The organism is Desulfobacterales bacterium, assembly GCA_028704555.1.
In the GTDB taxonomy this organism is placed as follows: Bacteria; Desulfobacterota; Desulfobacteria; order Desulfobacterales; family JAQWFD01; genus JAQWFD01.
The window spans coordinates 1-25,702 of sequence record JAQWFD010000034.1; the positions used below are offsets into that span (position 1 = coordinate 1).

Annotated in this window: 21 protein-coding genes; 20 read left to right on the forward strand and 1 reads right to left on the reverse strand. The window is 48.7% G+C overall.

Annotated features, from left to right (window positions below; translation table 11 throughout):
* The first annotated feature begins 117 nt into the window (after positions 1-117).
* The 4 genes from PHQ97_12170 to PHQ97_12185 all read left to right on the forward strand — a co-directional run bounded on the left by PHQ97_12170 (position 118) and on the right by PHQ97_12185 (position 5,609).
* Positions 118-645 carry a PaaI family thioesterase gene (locus PHQ97_12170; protein MDD4393488.1) on the forward strand — a complete coding sequence of 176 codons (528 nt, stop codon included), beginning with the start codon at positions 118-120 and terminating at the stop codon, positions 643-645.
* Positions 629-1,039 carry a hypothetical protein gene (locus tag PHQ97_12175; GenBank protein MDD4393489.1) on the forward strand — a complete coding sequence of 137 codons (411 nt, stop codon included), beginning with the start codon at positions 629-631 and terminating at the stop codon, positions 1,037-1,039. Before PHQ97_12170 ends, PHQ97_12175 begins: the two co-directional genes overlap by 17 nt.
* A gap of 532 nt (positions 1,040-1,571) precedes the next feature.
* The gene (locus tag PHQ97_12180) at positions 1,572-2,717 is read left to right on the forward strand and encodes a histidine kinase (protein ID MDD4393490.1); all 1,146 of its coding nucleotides are present in this window, start codon (positions 1,572-1,574) and stop codon (positions 2,715-2,717) included.
* Positions 2,718-3,122: 405 nt separating this feature from the next.
* Positions 3,123-5,609, forward strand: coding sequence for a PocR ligand-binding domain-containing protein (locus PHQ97_12185; protein ID MDD4393491.1), 2,487 nt, complete (start codon positions 3,123-3,125; stop codon positions 5,607-5,609).
* A 5-nt stretch (positions 5,610-5,614) separates the two neighbouring features.
* On the opposite strand, the gene PHQ97_12190 is transcribed toward PHQ97_12185, so the two are convergent.
* Positions 5,615-6,607: a serine/threonine protein kinase gene (locus PHQ97_12190; protein ID MDD4393492.1), complete on the reverse strand. Its 993-nt coding sequence runs from the start codon at positions 6,605-6,607 to the stop codon at positions 5,615-5,617.
* A gap of 639 nt (positions 6,608-7,246) precedes the next feature.
* Here PHQ97_12190 and PHQ97_12195 point away from each other — a divergent pair.
* The 16 genes from PHQ97_12195 to PHQ97_12270 all read left to right on the forward strand — a co-directional run bounded on the left by PHQ97_12195 (position 7,247) and on the right by PHQ97_12270 (position 25,663).
* Entirely contained in the window at positions 7,247-8,044 is a 798-nt protein-coding gene (locus PHQ97_12195; protein ID MDD4393493.1) for a 2-amino-3,7-dideoxy-D-threo-hept-6-ulosonate synthase, read from the forward strand.
* A gap of 249 nt (positions 8,045-8,293) precedes the next feature.
* A complete protein-coding gene (locus tag PHQ97_12200; protein MDD4393494.1) occupies positions 8,294-9,289 on the forward strand; it encodes a 3-dehydroquinate synthase II in 996 nt (331 codons plus the stop codon).
* Positions 9,286-10,401 (forward strand): prephenate dehydratase, encoded by a 1,116-nt coding sequence (gene pheA, locus PHQ97_12205; GenBank protein ID MDD4393495.1) that lies wholly within the window; start codon positions 9,286-9,288, stop codon positions 10,399-10,401. Before PHQ97_12200 ends, pheA begins: the two co-directional genes overlap by 4 nt.
* Before the next feature lie 272 nt (positions 10,402-10,673).
* Complete coding sequence (locus PHQ97_12210) at positions 10,674-11,486, forward strand: shikimate dehydrogenase (GenBank protein MDD4393496.1); 813 nt, start codon at positions 10,674-10,676, stop codon at positions 11,484-11,486.
* On the forward strand, positions 11,483-12,739 hold the full coding sequence (aroA, locus tag PHQ97_12215; protein MDD4393497.1) for a 3-phosphoshikimate 1-carboxyvinyltransferase: 1,257 nt from the start codon (positions 11,483-11,485) through the stop codon (positions 12,737-12,739). The genes PHQ97_12210 and aroA overlap by 4 nt, the downstream gene beginning before the upstream one ends.
* Positions 12,740-12,751: 12 nt before the next feature.
* Positions 12,752-13,276, forward strand: coding sequence for a shikimate kinase (locus PHQ97_12220; GenBank protein ID MDD4393498.1), 525 nt, complete (start codon positions 12,752-12,754; stop codon positions 13,274-13,276).
* A 140-nt stretch (positions 13,277-13,416) separates the two neighbouring features.
* Positions 13,417-14,472: a chorismate synthase gene (aroC, locus tag PHQ97_12225; GenBank protein MDD4393499.1), complete on the forward strand. Its 1,056-nt coding sequence runs from the start codon at positions 13,417-13,419 to the stop codon at positions 14,470-14,472.
* 184 nt (positions 14,473-14,656) lie between these two features.
* Entirely contained in the window at positions 14,657-14,887 is a 231-nt protein-coding gene (locus PHQ97_12230) for a hypothetical protein (protein MDD4393500.1), read from the forward strand.
* The gene (locus PHQ97_12235; protein ID MDD4393501.1) at positions 14,877-15,155 is read left to right on the forward strand and encodes a hypothetical protein; all 279 of its coding nucleotides are present in this window, start codon (positions 14,877-14,879) and stop codon (positions 15,153-15,155) included. Before PHQ97_12230 ends, PHQ97_12235 begins: the two co-directional genes overlap by 11 nt.
* A 533-nt stretch (positions 15,156-15,688) precedes the next feature.
* Positions 15,689-16,273 carry a winged helix-turn-helix transcriptional regulator gene (locus tag PHQ97_12240; protein ID MDD4393502.1) on the forward strand — a complete coding sequence of 195 codons (585 nt, stop codon included), beginning with the start codon at positions 15,689-15,691 and terminating at the stop codon, positions 16,271-16,273.
* Positions 16,274-16,322: 49 nt separating this feature from the next.
* Positions 16,323-16,898: a helix-hairpin-helix domain-containing protein gene (locus tag PHQ97_12245; GenBank protein MDD4393503.1), complete on the forward strand. Its 576-nt coding sequence runs from the start codon at positions 16,323-16,325 to the stop codon at positions 16,896-16,898.
* A 107-nt stretch (positions 16,899-17,005) separates the two neighbouring features.
* Entirely contained in the window at positions 17,006-17,815 is an 810-nt protein-coding gene (locus tag PHQ97_12250; protein MDD4393504.1) for an ABC transporter permease, read from the forward strand.
* A complete protein-coding gene (locus PHQ97_12255) occupies positions 17,815-19,143 on the forward strand; it encodes an ABC transporter ATP-binding protein (protein MDD4393505.1) in 1,329 nt (442 codons plus the stop codon). Before PHQ97_12250 ends, PHQ97_12255 begins: the two co-directional genes overlap by 1 nt.
* 72 nt (positions 19,144-19,215) lie before the next feature.
* Complete coding sequence (locus tag PHQ97_12260; protein ID MDD4393506.1) at positions 19,216-22,731, forward strand: glycosyltransferase; 3,516 nt, start codon at positions 19,216-19,218, stop codon at positions 22,729-22,731.
* On the forward strand, positions 22,677-24,533 hold the full coding sequence (locus tag PHQ97_12265; GenBank protein ID MDD4393507.1) for a glycosyltransferase family 2 protein: 1,857 nt from the start codon (positions 22,677-22,679) through the stop codon (positions 24,531-24,533). Before PHQ97_12260 ends, PHQ97_12265 begins: the two co-directional genes overlap by 55 nt.
* On the forward strand, positions 24,530-25,663 hold the full coding sequence (locus tag PHQ97_12270; GenBank protein MDD4393508.1) for an acyltransferase: 1,134 nt from the start codon (positions 24,530-24,532) through the stop codon (positions 25,661-25,663). The genes PHQ97_12265 and PHQ97_12270 overlap by 4 nt, the downstream gene beginning before the upstream one ends.
* The last annotated feature ends 39 nt before the right edge of the window (positions 25,664-25,702 follow it).

The window sequence follows — 25,702 nt, forward strand, 5'->3', positions numbered from 1 at the left end:
GGAAGCAAACCGCTTTGAAGCACGGCGATACCCGACGGCCGCGTCTGGACACCCCTCAGTACCAATGTGAAACCGATCGCCTGATGGCCGGGGCCCTGTAAGAAAGAGAGGCTTATCATGATACCACAGCCAACTTCGCGGACCTGTTTTGTCTGCGGCCGGGAAAATCCCTACAGTTTAAGGCTGCAATGGTTTAATAATCCGGAAGCCAACCGGGTTGAGGCGGATCTGGTGATTCCGGATCAATACAATTCGTATCCGGGGGTGGCTCATGGCGGTGTTGTGGCGGCGATTCTCGACGAAACCGCCGGACGATCGCTCATGCTCGACGGCAACTTTGACAATCTGTTTGTTACGTTAAAACTTGAAGTCAAGTATCGGAAAATTACGCCTACCAATACACCGCTGAGAGTCTTCGGGCGCATACTCCGCCAGGGCAAAAACCGTGCGCAGGCAGTCGGGGAACTGTGCCTTGCGGACGGCACCGTTACCGCAACGTGCACGGCGGTGCTCGTCAGCCCTCCCAAAGAGGTCACGGACCGATGGAAAGAAGAAAAACCTTACTGGGATGCCCGGAAACCTCCGGCCCGACCCGGTCAAAGCAGGCCAGACAGACAGGATCACTCCAGTGAAACGATTTGCTGAAAATTTGTCCATGGTATTTGCCGCCGGCTGCCTTGGCGCTGTAATCAACAGCCTGGCCCTCTGGTATGCCGGTGACGCGGGACTGACCGCAAAAACAGGGGTGATGCTGGCCCCCCATCTTTCCGCTTCGTGGTTGTATCCACGGATTGTCTGGGGGGGTATCTTTGGCGCCCTGTTCCTTTTACCGATCAGCCGGTACCGATGTGTTCTGCGGGGGTTTGTGCTGAGTCTGGGTCCGACGATAGTGCAGCTGTTTGTCATTTTTCCGTTAAAAGCCCATAAGGGCTGGCTGGGACTTGATCTCGGCCTGCTGACGCCGGTATGGGTAATAGCCGTTAATGCCGTATGGGGCCTTTCCGCATCCATCTGGCTGCGCTGGACCGCCGGGAAGTGACGGTTGCCGGATCGGCATGCCACTTAATCGGGGGACTCATGGATTTAAAATCGATGTGTTGGTGATGGATATTTTCGGCATCATGGTTTTTCTCTCGTTATTTAAAAAAAACATATTGATTTTAAGGTTATTTTGTTGTTAGTGTATAAACATTTATTAAGTTAAATGTGAGAAAAAAATAAGTACTCATATTCTTACCTGATTTAAAAAGAATCTCAGCGCAGTACCCATCCATTGATAAAATAGTATCCACAAGTTCTGGAATTATCCTTTTGTATTCTTTAAACTGTTTATCCTTGCCGCTACAGCGGGTTTATCCGTTTCTGGATGTACTTTTTTTCAGACATGTCCTTTCAGCGAGAAGATCGTTCTCCGCCCGATAGCCGGAGATATCAGCGATGGAAACAGAGAAACAAAGATAAAGACAGGTATCTGAAAATCTTCAACTCGATTTTACAATATACAAGCCATTGACAAGCACCGGAATTATTTATGGAAGATCTCGCTCAATACTCAAAAGAGGGGGATACAGATGAACGATATGGCTCATATCATTAATTCTCTGCCGGTAGCTGCAATTTTTCATGCCTCTCCGGTCGGAATTGAGATTTATGATGCTGAATGCAGGCTGATGGATGCCAATCCTGCTGCGTTACAGTTGTTTGGCATTACGGATGCGGCAGCCATGGCCCGTGTTTCCCTGTCCGAAAAAATGGGTATCCGGAAGGAACAACTCAGGCCGTTGCAATTCGGCAAGTCCATTCGATTCGAGCATATCTATGATTTTGAAAAAAACAGGAACCGGCATCTGTTTCCAACCTCAAAGACCGGCATTGTTCATCTGGATATATGGATGATGCCCCTGAATAAGGATGGCTCCCGGTTGCCTCAGGGATACCTGGTTCAATATCAGGATATATCCGAAGGTAAACGTTCCGAAGCGCAATTTTATAATGTAACCCGAAGGCTTTTCAAGGTTCAGGAAACAGAACGGCAGAATATTTCATTATATCTGCACGACAGCCTGGCTCAGGATCTTTCGACGTTGAAAATCGGGATGGATCTGATGCATGGCGAACACACTCAAATACCGGCGGATATCCGGCAGAAGATAGCCGCCATTTCATCCAGGTTGCAACAAACCATCCAGGAGGTACGGGACCTGTCGTATAACCTTCACCCGTCAATTTTAGATAATCTGGGCCTGGTACCTGGAATTCAGCAGCTGTGCATGAATTTTTCGGATAAAACCGGAATTCATCTGAATTTTTTTTCGGCGGGCTTTGAAGGGATCACATTGGATTTTGAGATGAACATACATCTGTACCGCATGGTTCAGGAAGCACTTGACCTCATCAGAACTCAGTCAAAGGCAACCCAGGCAATCATCAAAATAGTGGCATCCTATCCCAACGTCTTGATTCGGATTGAGGATGATGGGAACATGATCAACGTGAACGAATCGCCAACAGATGAGCGCAATGGAAAACAAATGCGGGGGCACAGCCTGTCGGAGCGGATCCGGCTGTTGAATGGAACGATAAAATTTAATTCATGCCGTGCCAAAGGCAATAGAATTTTTATGGAAGTGCCGTATAACGAGAAAGTTCATTCGGAACAGTGTCTGGCGCATCCGATTCGCCACGGTGCAATGGAGCAGATCAAAATGTTTCGGTGAACCCGGCAGGACCCTATGGATGCCTGCGTCTGCTCCACGTCGGAAATGAAAAAAAGGGCTTGATCATAACTGCGGCCACCATGTCACGGAGTCTGTCCCGCCCATTGCCGGCTTCTCCAGCACGATCCGGGGGATGCCGGGCCCATGAAGCTAAAGCGCAAAAACTCGGCACGCCTCAAACAGTTTGCGCTTTTTAACGCTTCATGGCCCCGACATCTTTTCCCCGGATCGCGCCATGTCGTACGCCGGCAACGGACGGGACTCCGAGGCTACGCACAGCAAAATATGGCCGCAGTTATGATAGAGCCCGAAAAAATACCGGATCGGAGAGAGAACTGAAACAAGATATGGCAGACGCAGAATTTTTGAACATAATTTGAACATGACGTTAAGGGATATGCGTTCATGAACCAATATTCATTTTCTGATCTGCTGGATATTGATCAGATTCAGCAGATGATGGATCTGTTTTATAAGGCGACCGGCATTCCTGTCGGCATTATCGATATTGATGGAGATATTCTGGTTGCTACCGGATGGCAGGATATCTGTCTCAAATTTCACCGGCTTCATCCTGACACGTGCAGGCGCTGCAGGGAAAGTGATGATTATATTAAATCGCATTTGGAACCCGGGAAATATATTGAATATCGATGCAAAAATGGTCTCTGGGATCTGGGCGTGCCGATAACTGTTTCCGGCAGCCATCTGGCAACCCTGTTTCTCGGGCAGTTTTTTTATGAGGATGAACAGCCGGATATTGATTTTTTCCGGAAGCAGGCCGACGCTTTTGGATTTGAAGTTCAATCGTATCTGGATGCCCTGAAACGGGTTCCGATTTTTTCCCGGGAAAAGGTTCGGGCCATCATGGAGTTTTACGTCGGCTTTGTAAATTTTTTATCCGCTCTGGGGCTTAAAAACCTTGCGCTGGCAGATGATATTTCCCATCGGGAAATTATCGAAAAACAGTTGAAGAATAATCTGAACTTTATGGAGACCCTGATCGATACGATTCCGAACCCGGTGTATTACAAAAATACGGACGGCATTTACCTTGGCTGCAATCAAACATTTTCCGATTCGATCTTCAACATGCCCCGGGAGAAAATCATCGGCCACTCGCTCATTGAGCTGATTGAAAGGCTCCCCGGGAATGTTGCCGATTTCTACCGTATGAAAGATAAGGAATTGATTCAACATCCCGGTACGCAAACCTGCGAGGTCCGATATCCCGATCAATACGGTAACCGACGGGATTTTATAATAAACAAAGCCACCTATACGGACGAAGCGGGTAAGGTGTCCGGTATTGTGGGTGTTTTTTCGGATATGACCGAAAAGAACATTGCCGAAGAACGCCTGAAAGAGAGCGAAACACGGTATCGGGATCTGTATGAAAATGCGCCTACCCCCTATTTTTCCATCAGGCCGGAAGATGGCGCCATATTAAAATTCAATACAGCTGCGACAAAATTATTGGGTTATGATCCGGATACGCTGTCAAACATGATGGTGTTTGACCTGTACGCCGACACACCGAATGGAATTCCTAAAGCAAAACAGATTTTCAACCAGTTTGTATCCGGAAAACCGGTTCATGATTTTGAAATTCAGATGAAACATCAAAACGGCGCACCCCTGTGGGTCAGCTTGTCGGTCGAGCCGGTAATTGATGAACAGGGCCGTATCATCGAAAGCAGATCCGTCGTTCTCGATATTTCCGAACGCAAACGGATGGAGGATCAGTTGCAGCAGGTTCATAAAATGGAAGCCATCGGGACCCTTGCCGGCGGTATTGCCCATGATTTTAACAATATTCTCAGTGCGATCATCGGATACAGTGAAATTGCCATGATCGACAGTGCAGATACCGGTAAGGTAAAAGATGCATTGCAACAGGTACTCAAGGCCGGAGATCGAGCCAGGGATCTGATCAATCAGATCCTGATGTTCAGCAAACAAAGTATCATGGAAAAAAAGCCGATCAACATCTCCTATATCATCAAGGATTCGCTCAAGCTCTTAAAAGCCACGTTGCCCAGCACCATACAGATTCACCAGTTTATCGAAACCCATATACCTGCTGTGTCGGCAGACCCCACACAACTGCATCAGGTGGTGATCAACCTGTGTACGAATGCGGCCCATGCCATGGAAGCGCACGGCGGTATTATGGAAATTCATCTGAAAGAAGTTGAATTGGATTCAAAAGAGGCTGCCGGATATACGGGGCTGGCTCCAGGCCGTTACGTAAAACTGTTGATCAGGGATACCGGTCATGGCATGGATCGGGAAACAGTGAATCGATTATTTGATCCGTACTTTACGACGAAAGAACCCGGCAGGGGGACCGGGCTCGGGCTGGCCGTCGTTCATGGAATTGTCAAGCATCATGGGGGGGCCATAAAGGTGTACAGCCAGCCGGGCATCGGAAGCGATTTTCACATATGTTTTCCGGTTGAAAAACAGAACGTTACCTTTGAACCGGAACCGGCTCAAACAATTTATACGGGCAGTGAACGAATTTTATTTGTTGACGATGAAGCATTTTTAGTCGATCTGGTTCGGCAGATGCTTGAAAAGCTGGGGTATCGGGTCGAAAGCCGGACAGATCCGGTTGAGGCGCTGGATTTGTTCAAGTCGGACCCTTTTGCGTTTGATTTGATTATAACGGATTTGACCATGCCCGGTTTAACGGGAATTACACTTTCTGAAAAAATCCATCAAATACGTCCGGAAATCCCCATCATCCTGTGTTCCGGATATGCTGAAAAACTCAGGGATGAAACGGTCCGGAGGACGGGCATAAAAAAATTTCTCGTAAAACCGTTTACCTTGAGCAGCCTTTCCGGGATGGTTTACAAAGCATTGAAAAAAACCGACCCCCTGTGATTGATTCACGGTATCACGATCCGATTGCCTCCCAAATTGCTGTTGTGCTCGATAATGGCATGATATTGACGGATTAAATCCGAGGTTTCTCTTTGCCAGAAATTCGGGCTGCCCCAGTCAGGGAAGGTATCCTTAAATTTAAAATCTTCCTTCTGACGGCTGCACCAGGCCAGAAAATAGATTATTCTCATGGCCCTGAGCGGTTCAATAAGACCCAGCGTTTTTCTGTCAAATTCTCTGAATTGCTCATAGCCCTGGAGAATCAACCGTATTTCCTGATCGCATTGATTCTGCCGGCCCGGAAGAAGTAACCATATATCATGAACCGGCGGCCCGATCATCATGTCGTCAAAGTCGATGATCCGGATACCTTCATCCGGATGTTCCAGCAGATTTCCCGGGTGGCAGTCCCCATGCAAACGGATGGTTTCGATATCATCAAAACGGCTGGATATTTCATCGAGAATTTTTTGCGTAATGTCCTTGAACGCGTCTCGATGCGAGGGGGGGATAAACCCGCCGTCAATCAGGTGGTCGATGTCCTGCGCCGTGGATATCCGCGGATTTAATTTTACCCGGGAATCGGCTGATCTCCGGCACCCGGCAATATGAATCCTGGCGACCAGTCTTCCGATTCGCTTCCAGTCTTCATCTGATTTTACTTCAAACTGACGGCCAAAGCGTTTGGGAAAGATGGAAAAGTACAGTCCGTTGAGCTGAAAAAGGGTTGAACCGTTGGTTAATGTCCGGGCCGCTATGACGGGCAACTCATCTTCCAGACAGTCCTGTATAAAAAGGTGCTCGTCCACAAGTGCTTCATAGGTCCATCTGCCGGAACGATAAAATTTGGCAATCAGGCGGCATCCATCGGTATCCTGCAGTTCATACACCCGGTTGATGTAACTGGGAAGCGGGTAAATCAGCCCGGACATGGACTTTCCGGTAGCCATTTCAGCGGAATTAAAGATAATTTCCGGTGTAAGTTCGGTAAAATTCATAAATCCTGTTCGATAAAAGGTACTTGAAAGGTAAATTGTTTATGCGATGATGGGGTAAACAGACGGAATCTGTACAGAACCACAAATATATACCAGACAGGGTGCTTTGTAAAACACATTATCGTCATTATTTCGCAGGGCAGTCTCAAATTTTGCGGAACGGGACCCCGGGTTTTTTCCATTGGAAAATGGGGCTTGATCATCACTGCGGCTACCATGTCACGGAGTCCGTCCCGCCCATTGCCGTCTTCTCCAGCACGATCCGGGGGATGCCGGCAACGGGCGGGACTCAGAGGCTGCGCACGGCAAAATATGGCCGCAGTGATGATCAAGCCCGAAAAATGTATTCATTTCCCTCTGGCAAAAAAGGCTTGACATCGAGCGATCGCTTGTATATTTATGAAAGATAATTTTTATCTAAAAAGGAAAAGTTCAGTGACCATCACCCAAACCAGCAGATTTAACGATTATTATTTTTGGTATTATTTTAATGCCTGTCTGCTCGGGGTGCGCTGACATTATGAACTGAAAATAATCAAGCGACCAGGCCGTGGGCAGACAAAGCCCGCGGCCTTTTTTTTTATCAAAGGCTGTGGAGAAAAACTTCACAGCCTTTTTTGTTTAAGGAGAAAGTGCATCATGACAATTCTGGGAAAACAGATTCGAATGGAACGAATTATTAACCGGAATACAGGCAGAACCGTCATTGTTCCGATGGACCACGGCATATCGGTCGGGCCGATCGACGGGTTAAAAGACATGAAAAGCGCCATTCAGCAGGTGGCCGAAGGCGGCGCTAACGCCATCGTGGAACATAAGGGGCTTATAGCCGAAGGGCATCGCGGACGTGGCCAGGACATCGGTTTGATCATCCACCTGTCCGCATCGACATCGCTTTCGGTTTACCCGAATGCCAAAACGCTGGTATGTTCGGTTGAGGAAGCCATCAAACTCGGGGCTGACGCGGTCTCCATTCATGTCAATCTGGGAAATGGCCAGGAAAGAGAAATGCTGAAGGATTTCGGCAGGGTCAGCTACGAGGCCAGAACATGGGGACTTCCGCTGCTGGCAATGATTTATCCGAGAGGGGAGAAGATCAGGGATGAATATGATGTCAATGTGATCAAGCACGCGGCCCGGGTCGGAAATGAAATGGGCGCGGACATTGTAAAAGTGTCGTATACCGGTTCGGCGGAATCATTTGCCGAAGTGGTTGAAGGATGTTCCATTCCCGTGGTGATTGCCGGTGGGGCTAAAATGAATTCCGACCGGGAAATACTTGACATGGTCAAAGGTTCTATAGATGCCGGCGGGGCAGGGGTATCCATCGGGCGAAATGTTTTCCAGCATAAAAATCCCCGGGCTATGGTTCAGGCCATTTCAGCGATTGTTCATGATGGCTTGAGCGTGGAAAACGCGTTGCAACTGCTTGTGTAAAAACACAGCGCCCTGCGGGCGGATTGAGGAGCGCTATCGCTTGAGGAGCACTTCGTTTGAGGCAAAAGATAAGAAGCAGGAGGCTTTTATCTTGTCACATCTTCAAGGGAGCAAAGCTACCACCCCTTAAGCGCAGCAGCTCTCAGCCTTTAGATAGTTGATTACATTGATCAAAAATATGGAAATTCCTATACTGTTAAATTGACACGTGCGATGGTTTGAAATTTTTGTCGCAGGATTCGGGAGATAATGATGCGAAAAATCTGGGTAAATGTCGATCCATGGAATAAAGCGCTGGTGACGGCCGCCATTGAAGGCGGTGCGGATGCGGTGAGGGTTCCTGAGGGATTTTCGGAAAAGGTCAAACAGCTCGGTCTGATCCGGACCCTGTCTGAAGACGGGGATCTGAAGCCGGGTGAAGATGTCGTCTGCTTTACCATTCAAAGCGGTGAAGATGAAGAAACCATCGTGAAGCTGAGCCGGCAGAAGCAGGTCATTGTGACATGCAGCGACTGGACGGTCATTCCCCTTGAAAACCTGATTGCCAGGGGCGCTGAGGTCATCGCACAGGTTTCATCCTTTGAAGAGGCGCAGACCGCTTTTGGTATTCTTGAAAAAGGGGTTCGCCACCTGATGGTTCATACGGACAGTGTGGCGGAACTCAAGAAAATTTTATCCCTGCTCGGAAGTGATCAAGGTTCCACGCCGCTTGAAACCGCGGAAATCACGGATATCCGCGCCGTCGGAATGGGAGACAGGGTCTGCATCGACACCTGCACCTCCATGATGCCGGGGCAGGGCATGCTTGTCGGAAACAGCAGCAGCGCCTTGTTTCTGATTCATTCGGAAAGCGTTTCAAATCCGTATGTTGCGCCCAGACCCTTCAGGGTAAATGCCGGAGCGGTTCATGCCTATATCCGGGTTCCGGAGGGAAAAACCCGCTACCTTTCCGAATTGACGGCCGGTGATCCGGTGCTGATCGTGGATTTTCAGGGAAAAACGACCGTTGCCACGGTGGGACGGATCAAGATCGAAAAAAGGCCCATGATGCTGATTCAGGCCAGGGCAGGGGAACGGATGATTTCCACCATAGTCCAGAATGCGGAAACCATCCGCCTGACAGATCCCGAGGGACATCCCGTATCTGTTGTTCGGCTGGCACCGGGAGACAAGGTGCGGGTGGCGGTTGAAACATGCGCCCGGCATTTCGGCTATAAAATAGAAGAGACCATCACCGAAAGATGAAATCAAAGGATAATAACGACATAACCGGCGGTTCCGGTACAGACGGAATTCGGAAGTTCATCACCGAGATTAATGAAATTGATGAAACCCTGTTGAGTCTGATCAATCGGAGGCTGTTGATTTCCGAACGAATAGGTAAGTCAGATGATCAAAACCGTCATCATGATATGGATGAGATCACCCATCATGCGGCAATTGAACGGCTGGCGCAGATCAATCAGGGCCTGTTGACGCCTGATGTCATCCGGCATGTATTTACGGAAATTTACAGCGCCTGCCGTGACATTCAGCTTCCCGCGGTGGTCAGCTACTTAGGGCCCGAAGCGACATTTACGCATATGGCGGCTATCAAACATTTCGGCCATTCTCCCCGATTGATGCCCCAGCCTGCGATTCGGGATATTTTTTTCGAAACGGAAAAAGGCAACAGCCGGTTCGGGGTGGTCCCGGTTGAAAATTCAATTGAAGGCGCGGTCAATTATACACTGGATCTGTTTTTCGAATCCGAATTGAAGATCTGTGCTGAATTATATCTGCCCGTATCTCATTTATTGATGTCGAATGAAGGGGCGCTGAACCGAATAAAAGTAGTGTACTCACACCCGCAGGCATTCGCGCAGTGCCGGGAATGGTTGAGGCATCATCTGCCTCATGCCGCACTTGAACACTGCAACAGCACGGCGGATGCCGCCAGGCTGGCATCGAATCAACCGGCATCGGCAGCGGTTGCCGGAAAAGAAGCCGCCGGATTATATAAACTCGGCGTCCTGGCCTCCGGCATCGAGGACATTCCCAATAATGTCACGCGGTTTCTGGTCATCGGGAATAAAGAAAATCCGGAAACCGGAAACGACAAGACCACCCTGCTCTTTGTAACGGGCCATGTTCCGGGAGCATTATACAACGCATTATCCCCTCTGGCGGCAGCGGGCGTCAACATGCTCAAACTCGAATCAAGACCGGTGAAACACCAGTCCTGGAACTACTTTTTCTTTGTCGATCTTGACGGACACATGGATGATCCGCATATAAAGGATACGATCAGACAAATGGAAAAACAGTGCATGTATCTGAAATGGCTGGGATCTTATCCGAAAGGGATGAAGAGATAGAGGTCAGAGGTCAGAGATCAGAGATCAGAAGGCAGAAGGCAGAAGGCAGAAGGCAGAAGGCAGAAGGCAGAAGGCAGAAGGCAGAAGGCAGAAGTCAGAGGACAGAGGACAGAGGACAGAGGTCAGAAGGCAGAAGGCAGAGGACAGAGGACAGAGGTCAGAAGGCAGAAGGCAGAAATCAGAGGTCAGAAGGCAGGGGACAGGCCATTCGTAGGGGCGGACCCCCCGTGTCCGTCCATCGGGTAACCAATAACCAATAACCATTAACCATTATGATTAATTCTAATACATCTTTGTATGCGGTGATCGGAAATCCTGTTTTTCACAGTATGAGCCCGGTCATGCATAACAGCGCTTTTCAATACGTTGGATATGACGGGGTATATACCGCATTTACCGTTACGGACATTGAATCGGCCGTCACCGGGATCAGAGCGCTCGGGATCAGGGGGGTGAGCGTCACCATTCCCCATAAGGTTTCGGTCATGAAATATCTGGATGATGTGGATTGCGCAGCCCGCGCAATCGGAGCTGTCAATACCATCATCAACCGGGACCAGATGCTGATCGGATATAATTCGGACGGTCTGGGTGCGGTTCGGGCACTGGAGGAACACACCTCTCTCCGGGGAAAAACCGTCGCCATCCTGGGCGCCGGTGGTGCGGCCCGGGCCATCGGCCATGCGGTGATGGCAGAAGGCGGGCATGTGACCCTCTTCAACCGGACGGCCGAAGCCGGAAAGAAGCTGGCCGCCGATCTGGGTGCGGACTTTTGTCCGCTTTCTGACAACCGCCGGTTGAATTGCCAGGTTCTGATCAATACCACACCGGTGGGCATGATTCCGGAAACAGAGGCGATGCCCATCAGGGCGCAATGGCTGGAAAAGGACATGATCGTGATGGATATTGTGTACCATCCGCTGAAAACCCGGTTGCTGAGGGAGGCCCAGCGCCGGGGCTGCATCACGATTGACGGGCTGTCCATGTTCGTCTATCAGGGCGCCTTTCAATTTGAGCTGTGGACGGGAAAAAAAGCCCCGGTCGAGGTCATGAGAAAGGCAGTGCTACAGGAATTGACATCATGATTATCAAAACACATCCAATCAAAAAATCGACAATAATGGTACCCGGCTCCAAAAGCTATACCCACCGGATGCTGGTCGCCGCCTCTTTGTCAGACGGCATCTGCGATATCGGCAATGTGCTGGAAAGTGAAGACACCGCATTGACTCAGGGCGCTCTGGCACAGCTGGGCATCGTTTTTGAAAAACAAAATGGCAGGCTCATCGTACACGGGACGGGCGGCAGATTTGACGCCGGAAACAGATCATTATATCTTGGAAATTCAGGCACCTCCATGCGGTTTGTCACGGCCCTGGCGTCCCTCGGGCATGGCACATACACGCTGGACGGCTCGGCCCGGATGCAGAAACGTCCGATCGGCGATCTTGTTGACGGCTTAAGGCAGATCGGGGTAAGGGCGCAGTCGATCCATCACGATGGATGCCCGCCGATTGAAGTTGCGGGCGAAAATGTCAGGGGCGGCAGCATGTCACTGGATTGCAGCATCAGCAGCCAGTTTCTGTCAGCGCTCCTGATGATTGCTCCCTGTACACAAAACGGTATTGACATCACGATTACCAGAGGCCCGGTGTCCAGGCCCTATATCGATATGACCATAGACATCATGAACCGGTTTGGTATAAAGGTATTTCGAGAGGGCTACCGGCATTTTAAGGTCGATGGGGGGCAAACCTACCGGCACGGCACGTATGAAGTGGAGCCTGACTGCTCACAGGCCGGATATTTCTGGGCGGCTGCCGCCATTACCGGTGTTGCTGTAACCGTGAAAGGTACCAGCCGGCAGTCCCTCCAGGGCGATGTTCATCTGACGGATGTTTTTGAGAAAATGGGCTGCCGGGTGACAGAAGACGCGGACGGCATTACGGTTTGCGGCAATCGGCTTAGCGGCGTTGATGTGGACATGGCCGATATGCCGGATATGGTTCCGACCCTGGCGCTCGTTGCCGCCTTTGCCGAAGGCGCCACCGTCATGCGGCATATTGCCCACCTGAGGGCAAAGGAAAGTGATCGGCTGGCGGCCGTGGCTACCGAATTGTCAAAAATGGGAATCCGGGCTCAGATATCTGCTGACGATCTGATCATCACCGGCGGAACCCCTCATGGCGCACAAATCGAAACCTACAATGATCACCGTATTGCCATGAGCTTTGCATTGGCCGGCCTCAGGGTTCCGGGCGTTGTCATAGCCGATACCGGTTGCGTGAAAAAGTCATTTCCGGAATTCTGGAACGTATTCAATACGCTTTATGAATGAGCTCAAGGCCTCATGAATATTTTTTTGATCGGATACCGCGGCTGTGGTAAAACGGCCGTGGGCCAGAAGCTTTCAACCCTTTTAAAATGGCCCTTTATTGATACGGATGCCATGCTGGTGAAAGAAACCGGCATGTCCATCGCCGATATGGTGGCTGCATCCGGGTGGGATGCGTTCCGGAAAAAAGAAAGCGAGATTATCCGTTCCGTCTCCTGCCTGGACCGGCATGTCATCGCGACAGGCGGCGGCGCTGTCCTTGATCCGGAAAATGTGGCCTGCATGAAAAAAAACGGGCTGCTCGTCTGGCTGACCGCCTCCGCCGATACCATCAGAAAACGGCTGCTGAAAGATCCGGGTACGGATGCATTCAGACCGGCCTTATCGTCGATGGGCACGCTGGATGAAACCGAACAGGTGCTGGCCCGGCGACGACCGGTTTATGAGGCCGCCATGGATGTATCGGTCTGCACGGACAGCCGGGATATTTTGAACATTTGCCAACGGATTTTAGAAAAAGTGCTGAGTGCTGAGGACTGAGAGTAAAAATAGTAGAAGAGGCTTCCAGCCTCTTTAAAAGAGCCCGAAGGGCTCTTCGAATAAATACGAAATATTGAAAACCAATAATCAAACAGCCAACAGCTACCAGCTGCTTTTATTCTTTCACAAAGGATACTTTTATGGCGGGAAACACATTCGGACAATTATTTAAAATTACCACCTGGGGAGAGTCTCATGGCAAGGGCGTCGGGGTGGTCATCGACGGCTGCCCCCCGGGGATTTTTCTGGATGAGGACATCATTCAGCAGATGCTCGACCGGAGACGGCCGGGGATTTCTGCGGCCAGCACCAGCCGGAAAGAGCCGGATCATCCGGTGATCATGTCCGGTGTGTTCAACCGCATGACCACCGGCACCCCGATCATGATCCTGATCGCCAACAAAGACGCAGATTCCTCGGCATATGAACCGCTGTCGGATCTTTACCGTCCGGGACACGGGGATTTTACCTACATCAAAAAATACGGGATCCGGGACTGGCGGGGGGGAGGGCGCGCCTCCGCCCGTGAAACCGCAGCGCGGGTGGCGGCTGGCGCGGTAGCCAGAGCGCTGCTCGACCGGGAGCGTGTCACGGTCCAGGCGTACACCATCGAGCTTGGCGGCATCCGGGCGATCAAGCGGAATCCGGATTCGATTTGCCGGAACATGTTTTTCTGCCCGGATCAGGATGCCGCCGGACGCATGGAAAAACGGGTCGCAGCGGTCAGGCAGCAGGGAGATTCTCTGGGCGGCATTGTTGAAATCGTTGCCCGGAACGTACCTGCCGGATTGGGGGAGCCGGTATTTGACAAGCTCGATGCGGATCTGGCAAAGGCGCTGATGAGCATCGGGGCGGTCAAAGGGGTCGAGATCGGATCAGGATTTCAGGCAGCCGGCATGACGGGTGCTGAACATAATGACCCGATAACGCCAATCGGATTTGAGACCAATCATGCCGGCGGGATTCTTGCCGGTATTTCAAATGGAGAAGACATGATTGCCCGGGTGGCAGTAAAACCGATACCCTCCATATCCGTCAACCAGCAGACGATCGATGAATCCGGAACGTCCAGACAAATCCGTATCAAGGGGCGTCACGATGTATCGGCCATCCCGCGGATCAACGTGGTATGCGAAGCGATGACCTGCCTTGTCATTGCCGATCATCTGCTCCGGCAGAAGGCCATCGGAAGATAAAAGATACCGAACATTGCCGCCTTCGAAGTGAAAAAGTTTCTGCTGACAAGAACTGTTGTATCGGCAAAATTGGCAATTATGTTATTTAAAAAATAGGCTTGAAATGTGTAAGTCAGATTTGCACAAATAGCGCACGTCGGGATCTGGTCCAGGGGTGCAGGGTAGTCGGAAGCAAGGAGGAAAAATGCGAAAACAAAGAAGTCAATATGACTCGCCAGTGGATGCCCTTGTGGCTGTAGCTAAGCGGTTGAGTGTTTACGAGAGTCGACATAATATGGCGTCAGAGGATTTTTTTGATAAATATTGCAAAGGCCAGGTGGATGACTCTGTTGATTTTGTCGAATGGTCGAACGACTATCAACATTATATGGCGATCAAGATTGAAATAGAAAGGCACCTGCAAGATGTTGCTTGATCTGGTTTCGAGATACCTTGCCGATGTTGAAGCTGCGATTCGGGATTTACGAGAGGCATATGTCGAACGATATGAAGAAGAAATCTTGGCAAAGGATCGAATAAATTTGCGTATTCGAGTTCGCTTTTTAACCGGATTCCTTTTAGAATTGAATGAGTCGGTTATTGTTGAAGCAGATTCCATAAAGCATCTCGGCTGTCGCTATCATTTCCAGGACCGACAAAACGACCTTCCAGGACCGACAAAACGACCTTGTTTTTCGATATGACAACACACCTCATTTTCCAAAGCTTAAGACCTTTCCCCATCACAAACACTATAAAGATAAGGTTGTTGATGCTGAAGACCCCTCGATGCTCAATGTAATTGTGGAAGCACGATACCTGGCTCAAAAACTGATAAATTAGAATGCCCCCCCCCTTAAAGTAAAGAATCCCTCCCCCTACAAGGGCAGGTCTTTTTTATAATCTCTGGAATGGGACAATCATCTTGCCCCCGCTATCGGGATATGTTTTTTGTTGAATCCGCCCGTCGCTCTTATCCTGCCGTTGATCTCTGCTGAACATTGCCGCCTTCGAAGTGAAAAAGTTTCTGTTGACAACAACTGCTCTAAATGAGTATTTACAACTCTCGGAATCAGTGTTCAAAAATTGAACATGTCAGGAATTTCCTCATCGTGCGCACTATGCAGTTTCAGCCAATACATTTTCTAACGCATCCGTTGTAACGCACCGGGCGGAGCTGTTTGCCGCGGGCTGCCTTTGCATATATAATATACTGAATTAATAACTAAATATAGTTATGGATCATCAAGACATTCGTACACTGAAAATCCTCGAGGCAATTGATGAAAATCAAGGCCAGAGCCAGCGGGATCTGGCCGGAAAGTTAAATGTGTCTCTGGGGCTGGTGAATTCCTTCATAAAACGGCTTGCCCGCAAAGGTTACTTCAAAATAACCACGATTCCCGGGAACCGGATAAAATACATCCTGACCCCCGGGGGGCTTGCCGAAAAAACCCGGCTGTCCTGCGAATACATCCATTTTTCTTTTGAATTCTATCAAAGAGCCCGCCAGCAGTTCCGCAAACTTTTTCAGGATCTCACGGATATGGGCGTATCCGATATTGTGCTCTACGGTGCCAATGATTATGCCGAAATCGCCTGTATCACGTTGCAGGAAACAAAACTGAATTTGAAGGCCGTTGTCGATGACGATAAAACAGGCCGCATGTTTCTGGGAAATGCCATTCTGGATTCCAGTCAGCTGGCCGCATCGGTAACGTATGACCGGATTGTTGTCCCGGTTGCAGAACAAAGAGAGGCAGTCCTTCAGAGCCTTATCGATAAAGGAATTTTGCGTGAGAAGATCGTTTTGCTCGATTAGCACTTAACCCTGTTGAGGGCTCCGGCCCTGACAAAAAGGAGAAAACCAAATGAAAACAGCGGTGAAAGTTCTTCGGAGTTCGATCGTTCCAAGGCAGTTCTTTGTTTTTATCGGGATCTTTGCAAGTGTGATGATGTGTGTACTCTGTCCGGGAAAACCGGCAGATGCTGCCGGATGGAGCGATGTTACGGTTCGGATGCTGCCGGATTCCAGTTTTGCGGGGATCGAGGCCCTTGAAGGCGGACAAAAAGTACGCCACTGCCCGCATCATGATGTAAACGGCAAACTGGACACCGAGCAGTTAATTTATGTACTCGGTACGTTGAATCAGGAACAATGGTCTGATGTTACCCAGAAAGAAGTCTGCGCCAAACACCTTGAAAAGCATTATTCCAAGGTTAACAACGGAACGAAAAAAGGTGAGCTCAAATCGCCCATAAATATCAATACCGCTTCCCTGACCGAACTGGTAAACATTCCGAGTATCGGCCCGGTGCTGGCCGTGGGCATTACAGATTACCGGGATAAAAAAGGAGTGTTTAAAACCACCGAAGATATCCAGAAAGTTAAGGGGATCGGCAAAAGGACGTTTAATGCGATTGCGCATTATATCCGTGTGGAATAAAAAATACCTGCCCGGAGGGCAGGGCTTTACCCCAGCGTTGCATAAATAAAATGATAAATTAGTTATGCAACGCTGGGGTTTATATTAAAACGAACAATAACTTTGCTATGTCTTTATTCAGTCAATTTAAATATTTTCTATTTGATTTGTATCGCAATCGCAGCCTGATTGCACAACTGACACTCAAGGATTTCTCCGCGCGTTATTTTGGATCTTATTTAGGCATTTTGTGGCCATTCATTCATCCGACAGCAACGGTGATGGTTATCTGGTTTGTGTTTCAAATCGGATTTAAATCCGTTCCTGTAGCGGATTGTCCTTTTGTCCTCTGGCTGGTTGTCGGGATAGTTCCATGGCTTTTTATTTCGGAGGCGTTATCCGGGGCTACCGGTGCCATAACAGAGTATGCCTTTCTTGTAAAAAAAATAGTGTTCCGTGTTAGTATTCTGCCTGTCGTGAAATTACTCTCGGCATTGATTATTCATCTGTTTTTTATTTTAGTCTTGTTTGTCATGTCTTATTTGTACGGTTATGAAGTTTCACTTTATAACCTTCAGATTATATATTACTTGCCGGCTACCGTGCTGTTGCTGCTGGGAATCTCCTGCATAACATCTTCCATGGTCGTTTTTTTAAAAGATGTTGGTCAAATGGTCGCCATATGTTTACAATTTGGTTTCTGGTTAACCCCCATTTTCTGGTCTATCGATATGATTCCTGAAAAATATCATTTTCTGATCAAAATGAACCCGGCGTATTATATCGTAAATGGATATAGAGAAACCTTTATTTACAAACAGTGGTTTTGGGAGCATGCTGCTTATGCCCTTTATTTCTGGTCTGTAGCGCTCTGTACTTTTATTATAGGTGCCTTGATTTTCAGTCGATTGCGCCCCCATTTTGCGGATGTTCTCTGATGACTGCCATTGCCATATCCGTCCGTAACTTAAGCAAATGCTATCCGGTTTATGCTAACAGCATCGATCGTTTTAAAGAAGCCCTGGATCCTTTACGTCGGTGTTATCATCACCCCTTTCATGCTCTGAAAAATGTTACTTTTGATGTTGAAAAGGGATCGACTTACGGGATTATAGGTAGAAATGGTTCTGGCAAATCAACCCTATTGAAGTTGATAGCCGGCATCCTGACTTCGACTGAGGGTTCGGTGTTTACCGATGGTAAAATCCTGGCATTGCTGGAACTCGGTGCCGGTTTTAACCCTGAACTTTCCGGGATCGAGAATGTTTATTTTTATGGCACATTGCTTGGATCGAGTAAGAATGATATGAAACAGCGCCTCTCGGATATTCTTGAATTTGCGGATATCGGAGATTTTGCCTGTCAGCCCATGAAAACATATTCCAGCGGCATGTATGTGCGGTTGGCGTTTGCTGTCATTGCAAACATGGACGCCGATATCCTGATTATTGATGAAGCATTGGCCGTTGGGGACGCTTTTTTTGTTCAGAAATGTATGCGCTTTTTGCGACGGTTTCGAGAACATGGCACCATTGTGTTTGTAAGTCACGATACAGCTGCGGTGAAAAACCTTTGCAACCATGCACTCTGGATTGATAATGGGCAGATGCGAATGCAGGGTGACGCAAAGAGCGTATGTGAAAATTATCTTGCTGCAGTCTATGAGCAACAGCAGGGTCAGGGACTTATTGAGCCTGTTATTGCATCCAGTGATGATTCTGAGCGGGTGAAAAAACGTCGGGATCAACGTCAAAATATGATTAATGGCAGTCATCTGCGAAATGATATTGAAATCTTTGAGTTTGATCCGAATGCCCCCTCGTTTGGTATTGGAATTGGACGGATTACCCACGTTGATCTTCAGGATGAAGAAGGGATCTCCCTTTCCTGGGTGGTAGGGGGGGAGACGGTGGTATTATCCATTCGTACTGCGTCTCGGATTCCTTTAAAACAGCCGATTATTGGTTTTTATATCAAAGATCGACTTGGACAGACATTGTTCGGGGATAATACCTATTTAACCACGCTGCATCAAAGCATCACCTCAGATCGTTTCGAAGCCCGATTCGTTTTTTGTATGCCGATACTTCCGGCAGGGGAATATTCAATTTGTGCAGCACTTGCAGAAGGTTCACAGCAGGACCATGTTCAGCACCATTGGGTTCATGATGCTTTGATCTTTCAGTCGCATTCCTCCTCTGTTACCACAGGATTGATTGGTATTCCCATGACGAAAATTGAACTCCGAAGCATTTCCTGTGATTAGACCTTTAGATTACGAGTTTTTACAGGGCTTCCGGGTGTGATTTGGCCTGAATTGAAAACGGAAGTTATTTTTATGTCTGATACACATAACAGCTATAAATATGAACAGATTTTTGACCCTGAAGCGAACAATTCGCCAGCAAAAATTGCTTTGCGTATTGCTCACGGTAGTACTGTCCTTGATCTGGGGGCCGGTGCTTGCGCATTGGGGCGCTATCTGGTCAAGGATAAACAATGCATATTGGATGGCGTAGATATCGATCCGTATTTTTCGATACGGGCTGCCAGCAGCTATCGCTGTTGTCAAATCGCAGATCTGCAGACAATACATTTAAGCGAATTATTTCCGGTTCAAACGTACGATTACATTGTCTGTGCTGATATTCTCGAGCATCTGAATAATCCGGCAGCATTACTCAGTCAATTACCGGATCTGTTGGCACCGGAAGGTCATATCCTGATTTCAGTACCCAATGTGGCTTATTCCGGGCTGATTGCGGAGTTGATGGCCGGACACTTTGAATATCGCAAGGTGGGTCTGTTGGACGAAACCCATGTACGTTTTTTTACGCGTGATTCCTTGGAAAAACTGTTACGCGAATCAGGGTTTAAGCCGTCTTTTTTTGATCGGGTTGATCTTGATCCGTGTCAGTCCGAGTTTAAGGTGTTTCTTGAACAATTGTCAGGTCCTTGTCGAAAGCAGCTTTTATTATCGCCGGATGCCTTGACTTATCAATATGTCATTGAAGCTGATGTCGTCACACAGAATGCTGCTGCCGAGAACGCAATCTGGCCGGAAAGTCGATGGGCTTTTTCGCTACAGTTGTTCTGGCGATGTGAGAACGAGCTTTTCAGCCAGGAAAACAGTACCCTTGCTTTAGGAGAAATCGGTGTTGGGCGGCAACACATCCAATTTTTGATCCCACCTCAATCGGCCATTACTGCTTTGAGATTTGATCCTGCAGATCGACAGGGGATCATTTCCCTGCACCGCATGATGTTACGAAACTCTGAGGGAAACACGATATGGCAATGGGAGGGCCGGCAGGGTGAGTGGGATGAAACACACATGCAGCAGATTCTTCCTGCCTGGGAGAATAAGTCGACTCGTACTCTGATATTGTCCTGTGGCAACGATCCGTCCTGGGAGTTGCCGATAGCCCCCGATATTTTAGCCGGGCTTTCAGACGGAGGGGTATTCAATGTAGAAATTTCCTGGCCGGTGTCAAGTGATTTTCAGTTGCTGACGAAACAGGTTACGGCGTTGAAACAGGCTTACGATGAGCGGATCGCCGATACTTTGAAGAATGTGCAGAGATTGGAGCAGGAACGAAACAACCTGGAGCAGGAACGAAATAATTTAAAATTGCATTGCTCTTTGCTGTCCTCTGAGCTTAGCGCTTTGAAGTCATCAACCTCCTGGCAATTGACTGCACCTCTGCGTTTCTGCTCCAGTGGTTTACGCTCTTTTGTTGCCAATCATCCGGTTTTACGCTTCTGGTTACGCTGTTGTCGGAGTTTTGTTTTTGACCAGATTTCTGCCGGGAAGCCTGGTTCGTCTGACAAATCCTCAATCAAACAGCTAAGTGTCGATTCTCTTGAGCATCACCGGGAAAAATTTCGGCGGGAAGCATGCCAGGGATTAGACATGTTTCTGGCAAAAAAAAGAACCCTGTCCATCCCGTTAAGCGATCAACCTGTCGTATCAATTATTATAGTACTCTATAATCAGGCTGAATTGACCTTGCGCTGTTTGACGTCCCTGGCCTCTGAGAGTCAGGTTGCGTTTGAAACGATTATTGTCGATAATGGCTCTACTGATCAAACCGCTCAGATGATGGAGTTGATCTCCGGGGCAGACTATATTGTCAATCAGGACAATCCGGGCTTTCTCAAAGCCGTCAATCAGGCCGCTCAAAATGCCGGGGGCAGTTACCTCCTTTTTCTTAACAATGATACCCAAATGTTATCAGGTTCCTTGAAAGCAGCCGTTGACAGAATTTATCAAAACGATAAAATCGGAGCTGTTGGCGGTCCGATTGTCCTGCCGGACGGCACCCTCCAGGAAGCGGGAAGCATAATTTGGCGGGACGGCACCTGCCTTGGCTATGGACGGGGGGATAACCCAGATCAGCCGCAATACCGGTTTGTGCGTCCGGTTGATTATTGTTCCGGCGCGTTTTTGTTGATCCGGCGGGATTTGTTTGAAAAACTCGGTGGTTTTGATGAAATTTTTGCTCCTGCATACTATGAGGAAACAGATCTCTGTGCCCGAATCTGGGAACAGCGTTTGAGCGTTGTCTATGAACCAGCGGCGCGTATTGTCCATTATGAGTTCGGCAGTTCTGCCTCGCGGGAAAGGGCGTTGAAATTGCAGCAACGCAATCGGAAAATTTTTGTCAATCGTCACCGCTCGTTTCTCGACGGCAGGTTTCCCGCATCCGCTCAGCATGCTTTGCTTGCGCGTTCACATGATGAAGATCCGATACGCATTCTCGTCATTGATGACCGAGTTCCTCATTCCTTCCTGGGAACCGGTTATCCCAGAGCGGCATCCATTGTCAAAGAGATGGTTCGTCAAGGCTGGTCGGTTACTTATTATCCCCTGATCATTCCGCGAGATGACTGGAAACAGTGTTATCAGACTTTACCAGATACCGTTGAAATTATGCTCGATTACGGAGAGGAAAAATTAAAGAAATTTTTGAAAAGCCGTTATGGTTACTACAACACGGTCTGGATCAGCCGTCCTCATAATATGGAAATTGTCAGGTCGAAGTTGGGAAATGACTGGGGACTGCTCGGCGGCGCACAGCTGGTTTATGATGCGGAAGCAGTATCTGCTCTGCGGGAAATAAAAAAGCATAAGGTGCTTGGAAAGCCCATGACCGCGGAGCAGGAGCAAAAGCAACTTCGCGCCGAGCTGAAATTAGCGGAAGAGGTCGATTCGGTCGTCACGGTTTCGCAATCTGAAGCGGAGTACTTTAAACAGGTTTGCTCTAACGTTCAGGTTCTGCCCCATGCATTAATGCCAAGCAAGTGTATAGATCCGTTCAGCAGCCGTAATGGGATACTGTTTGTTGGCGCGCTTACAGATGAAGATTCGCCAAATGTTGATGGAATCGTCTGGTTTGTGGAATCTGTGTGGCCACTTGTCCAGGCCACACTTCCCGATGTCGTTCTCTACCTGGCCGGCAACTGTACCTCGAAACGGGTGATGGCCCTTGCCTCAAGGGATATCCGTATTCTCGGTTGCGTTGGAGACTTGTCAGCACGGTATAGCCAGGCCAGAGTGTTTATCGCACCCACCCGTTTTGCGGCCGGTATTCCCCACAAAGTTCATGAGGCAGCCGCTCACGGTCTTCCCGTTGTGGCTACCAGGCTTCTTGTCGAACAGCTCGGCTGGATGCATGGTGAAGAACTCCTTTCGGCTGAAACCCCTGAAGATTTTGCAGAACAGTTGACCGCTCTGTACAATTCAGAGTCGTTGTGGCAGAAGCTGTCGGATGCGGCTACTGAGGCTATAAAGCGGGATTGCAGTCAGCAGAACTTTGCCAGCGTAATGGGGCAGGTGATTGCACATCGTTAAACAGCATAAAGAATAAGAAGTATCGGATGCACCATCATTTAGAACAAATTATATTAATGCGGCTTCGCCACAGTGCAAGAAAAATGCTTGTTACCGTTTTAGGCGAATATCTGGCTTGCAAATTTATCGATCGATTCTATCACATCCGGGAGCAGGTCAGCGCTGTTGTATTAAAGGCCGCAGCTCCGACAATGCAATCCCTGAAACGCCTGTCGTACCAACCGCTTTTCTCTATTATCATTGTTTATGAATCAAGTTCTCCCGGATTCAAACTTACAGTTAAGTCATTGATTAAACAGACTTATCCCCTATGGGAATTTATCGTTGTCTACGCTGAAGAACAATATTGTGAGGTTGAAAAAAAACTGCCTCTGTCTGCAGACAAACGAATAAAGCTGCACCGGATTTCAGAGACAACTCTTTGTACGAATACACTGGAGGATATATTAAAGCATGTAAGGGGAGATTACGTGCTACTGCTGGATGGCTCTGAGCGGTTAAATACAACAGCACTTTTTTCCGTTGCCGAATTTTTAAATCAGCATCCGGATGCTGATCTTATATACTCCGATGAAGAAGAGGCTGCCGGCCCTGGTACCAAATCTTTAAATATTCGGCGTAAGCCTCATTGGTCACCCGATTTATTACTTTCCGTTAACTACATTGGGTCTACCTTTTTTTGCCGTACCGGGGTCCTGGCTCAAGTCTCTATTGTGAATAAATCTTTAAGTCTTAAGAGCCTGCCCTACGACCTTTTGCTCCATATCACAGAGCAGACCGACAGAATTTACCATTTTCCGCTGGTGACTTTCTATAGGTATCGGCCGGCCCGGGCTTCAGAAGCGAAACAAGTTCTTGAAGCGGCTGTAGACCGTCGCAGGATTGATGCGGTTGTCATCCCAAGCATTGCGCCGGAAACCTTTTATGTTAAACGTCGTTTTCCGGGGCAGCCCCTGGTTTCAGTACTGATTCCCTTTAAAGACAGACCCGATCTTCTGAAGATGTGTCTTAACACCATTTTAAGCCGATCAACTTATTCCAACTACGAGATTATAGGAATCAGCAATAACAGCACCGACCCGGATGTGTATAAAGCTATGTGCCATTTTGAACAGCGTGATTCGAGGGTACGCTTTATAGAATATAATATCCCGTTTAATTATTCCAAAATCAACAATTACGCCGTGAGTCATGCTGGGGGTGAACATCTTGTCCTGTTGAATAATGATATTAAAATCATTACACCCGACTGGTTGCAATCCCTGCTGGAACATTCCTGCCGGCCTGAAGTCGGTGCCGTAGGGGCGATGCTCTATTATCCGAATGGCACAATTCAACACGCAGGAACCATGCTTGGCTTGAATGGATTGGCCGGTCACCTTTACAATGGATGCCCCGGGGATTTTGCCGGCAAAAAAGGATTTCCATTTTTGTTACAAAATATCAGTGCCGTTACCGGGGCCTGTTTGATGATTAAAAAAAATCTTTATGCTCAGCTTGGCGGATTGGATGAGCTACATCTGCCAATCTCGTATAATGATGTTGACCTCTGTCTTCGCCTTTATGAGTCTGGCTTTATAAATGTACTTACGCCATACTGTGAAGCATACCATTATGAATCAATATCCAGGGGGTGTGATTCTCTGCAGAAACACCGCGCCAGGGCTGAATCTGAAGCCGGCTATATGATGCAGCGTCACGCAAAGCTTTTTGCTGCTGGTGATCCTTATTATTCAAAGATGTTTATCGAATATGTTATGAACAATGCTTCCCGCGGTGACGGATTCTGCGTGGCACAATGAGTCGGATTCAAAGCGCTGAATATGGGGTCATGGCCTCCCATCCTCATCTTGCAGAAGTTGATGGCCATCCCGGCCCCAGATTGACCGGTCACCTCCCTGCATTGGATGCGTTGCGGGGTATTGCCGTTTTGCTGGTTTTCCTGTTTCATGCCGACATGCCGGGTTTCTCCGGGGCCTTTATCGGGGTAGATATTTTTTTTGTTCTCAGCGGTTTTCTGATTACAGTCCTGTTGTTGCAGGAGCACCAGAATTACGGCAAAATTAGCCTCAGACATTTTTATATGCGTCGCCTGTTACGCTTAATGCCCGCTTTGCTTCTGATGCTGGTCGTGTTTGTGGCGTTTTGCTACTGGTATTTTCCCAATCCCATAGACCAGCTGCGCCATTTGCAGGATGCCTTTATGGTTTTGTTTTACGCAGCCAACTGGACCCGTGCTTTCGACCTTCACCGCCCGGCTATTCTGGGGCACGGCTGGTCGCTATCGATCGAAGAACAATTTTACGCGCTATGGCCGCTGATGCTGATTCTGATGCTGCGCCTGCATGTTTTCCGGCGCATTCTGGCGATAGCCGCCCTGTTGTTTATTTCCTGGGGATGGAGGCTCTGCCTCCTGAATCAGGGGGCAAGCTGGGATCGGGTGTACAACGGTTTCGGGTGCCGTGCGGATATGCTGCTGGCCGGCTGTCTGCTGGCCTCTCTCTGGAACGCCGGTTATCTGAGCGGCTGGCAGCGGCGGTTCCGTTTTGTGGCACTTGGCGGCCACTGGGTTGCCGCTCTGGCGCTCGGGGCGCTTATCGTAACCGCCAACTGGCAGACGCCGGAACTTTACCGGTGGCAGTACGGCATTGTCGCTTTTGCTGCTTCCATCGTGATTCTTGAACTGGTCAACCACCCGCAAGCCTTCATGGGCAAGCTGTTATGCCGTCCGTCGCTCATTTGGACAGGGCGCGTTTCTTACGGCCTTTATTTATGGCACTATCCTATTATCTATTTTCTGAATTCAGGGTGCACAAGTCTGTCACACGGGCAACGTATCGTCATTGCCGCTCTGCTTACGCTCATTTGCGTAAGCCTTTCCTGGTATTTTCTCGAGCAGCCGCTGCTTCGGATGAAAAAAAGCTTCATATGACAGAAGATGTATGCAATGTATCAGGATTCATGCATCGGA

Bases quoted from the DNA above. Each gene is read 5' to 3' on its own strand.
- PHQ97_12240 (MDD4393502.1), top strand. From the start codon at position 15,689: ATGGATCATCAAGACATTCGTACACTGAAAATCCTCGAGGCAATTGAT.
- aroA (MDD4393497.1), top strand. From the start codon at position 11,483: ATGATTATCAAAACACATCCAATCAAAAAATCGACAATAATGGTACCC.
- PHQ97_12270 (MDD4393508.1), top strand. From the start codon at position 24,530: ATGAGTCGGATTCAAAGCGCTGAATATGGGGTCATGGCCTCCCATCCT.
- PHQ97_12250 (MDD4393504.1), top strand. From the start codon at position 17,006: ATGTCTTTATTCAGTCAATTTAAATATTTTCTATTTGATTTGTATCGC.
- PHQ97_12185 (MDD4393491.1), top strand. From the start codon at position 3,123: ATGAACCAATATTCATTTTCTGATCTGCTGGATATTGATCAGATTCAG.
- PHQ97_12230 (MDD4393500.1), top strand. From the start codon at position 14,657: ATGCGAAAACAAAGAAGTCAATATGACTCGCCAGTGGATGCCCTTGTG.
- PHQ97_12220 (MDD4393498.1), top strand. From the start codon at position 12,752: ATGAATATTTTTTTGATCGGATACCGCGGCTGTGGTAAAACGGCCGTG.
- PHQ97_12200 (MDD4393494.1), top strand. From the start codon at position 8,294: ATGATGCGAAAAATCTGGGTAAATGTCGATCCATGGAATAAAGCGCTG.
- pheA (MDD4393495.1), top strand. From the start codon at position 9,286: ATGAAATCAAAGGATAATAACGACATAACCGGCGGTTCCGGTACAGAC.
- PHQ97_12255 (MDD4393505.1), top strand. From the start codon at position 17,815: ATGACTGCCATTGCCATATCCGTCCGTAACTTAAGCAAATGCTATCCG.
- PHQ97_12245 (MDD4393503.1), top strand. From the start codon at position 16,323: ATGAAAACAGCGGTGAAAGTTCTTCGGAGTTCGATCGTTCCAAGGCAG.
- PHQ97_12190 (MDD4393492.1), bottom strand. From the start codon at position 6,607: ATGAATTTTACCGAACTTACACCGGAAATTATCTTTAATTCCGCTGAA.
- aroC (MDD4393499.1), top strand. From the start codon at position 13,417: ATGGCGGGAAACACATTCGGACAATTATTTAAAATTACCACCTGGGGA.
- PHQ97_12170 (MDD4393488.1), top strand. From the start codon at position 118: ATGATACCACAGCCAACTTCGCGGACCTGTTTTGTCTGCGGCCGGGAA.
- PHQ97_12210 (MDD4393496.1), top strand. From the start codon at position 10,674: ATGATTAATTCTAATACATCTTTGTATGCGGTGATCGGAAATCCTGTT.
- PHQ97_12180 (MDD4393490.1), top strand. From the start codon at position 1,572: ATGAACGATATGGCTCATATCATTAATTCTCTGCCGGTAGCTGCAATT.
- PHQ97_12195 (MDD4393493.1), top strand. From the start codon at position 7,247: ATGACAATTCTGGGAAAACAGATTCGAATGGAACGAATTATTAACCGG.
- PHQ97_12235 (MDD4393501.1), top strand. From the start codon at position 14,877: ATGTTGCTTGATCTGGTTTCGAGATACCTTGCCGATGTTGAAGCTGCG.
- PHQ97_12260 (MDD4393506.1), top strand. From the start codon at position 19,216: ATGTCTGATACACATAACAGCTATAAATATGAACAGATTTTTGACCCT.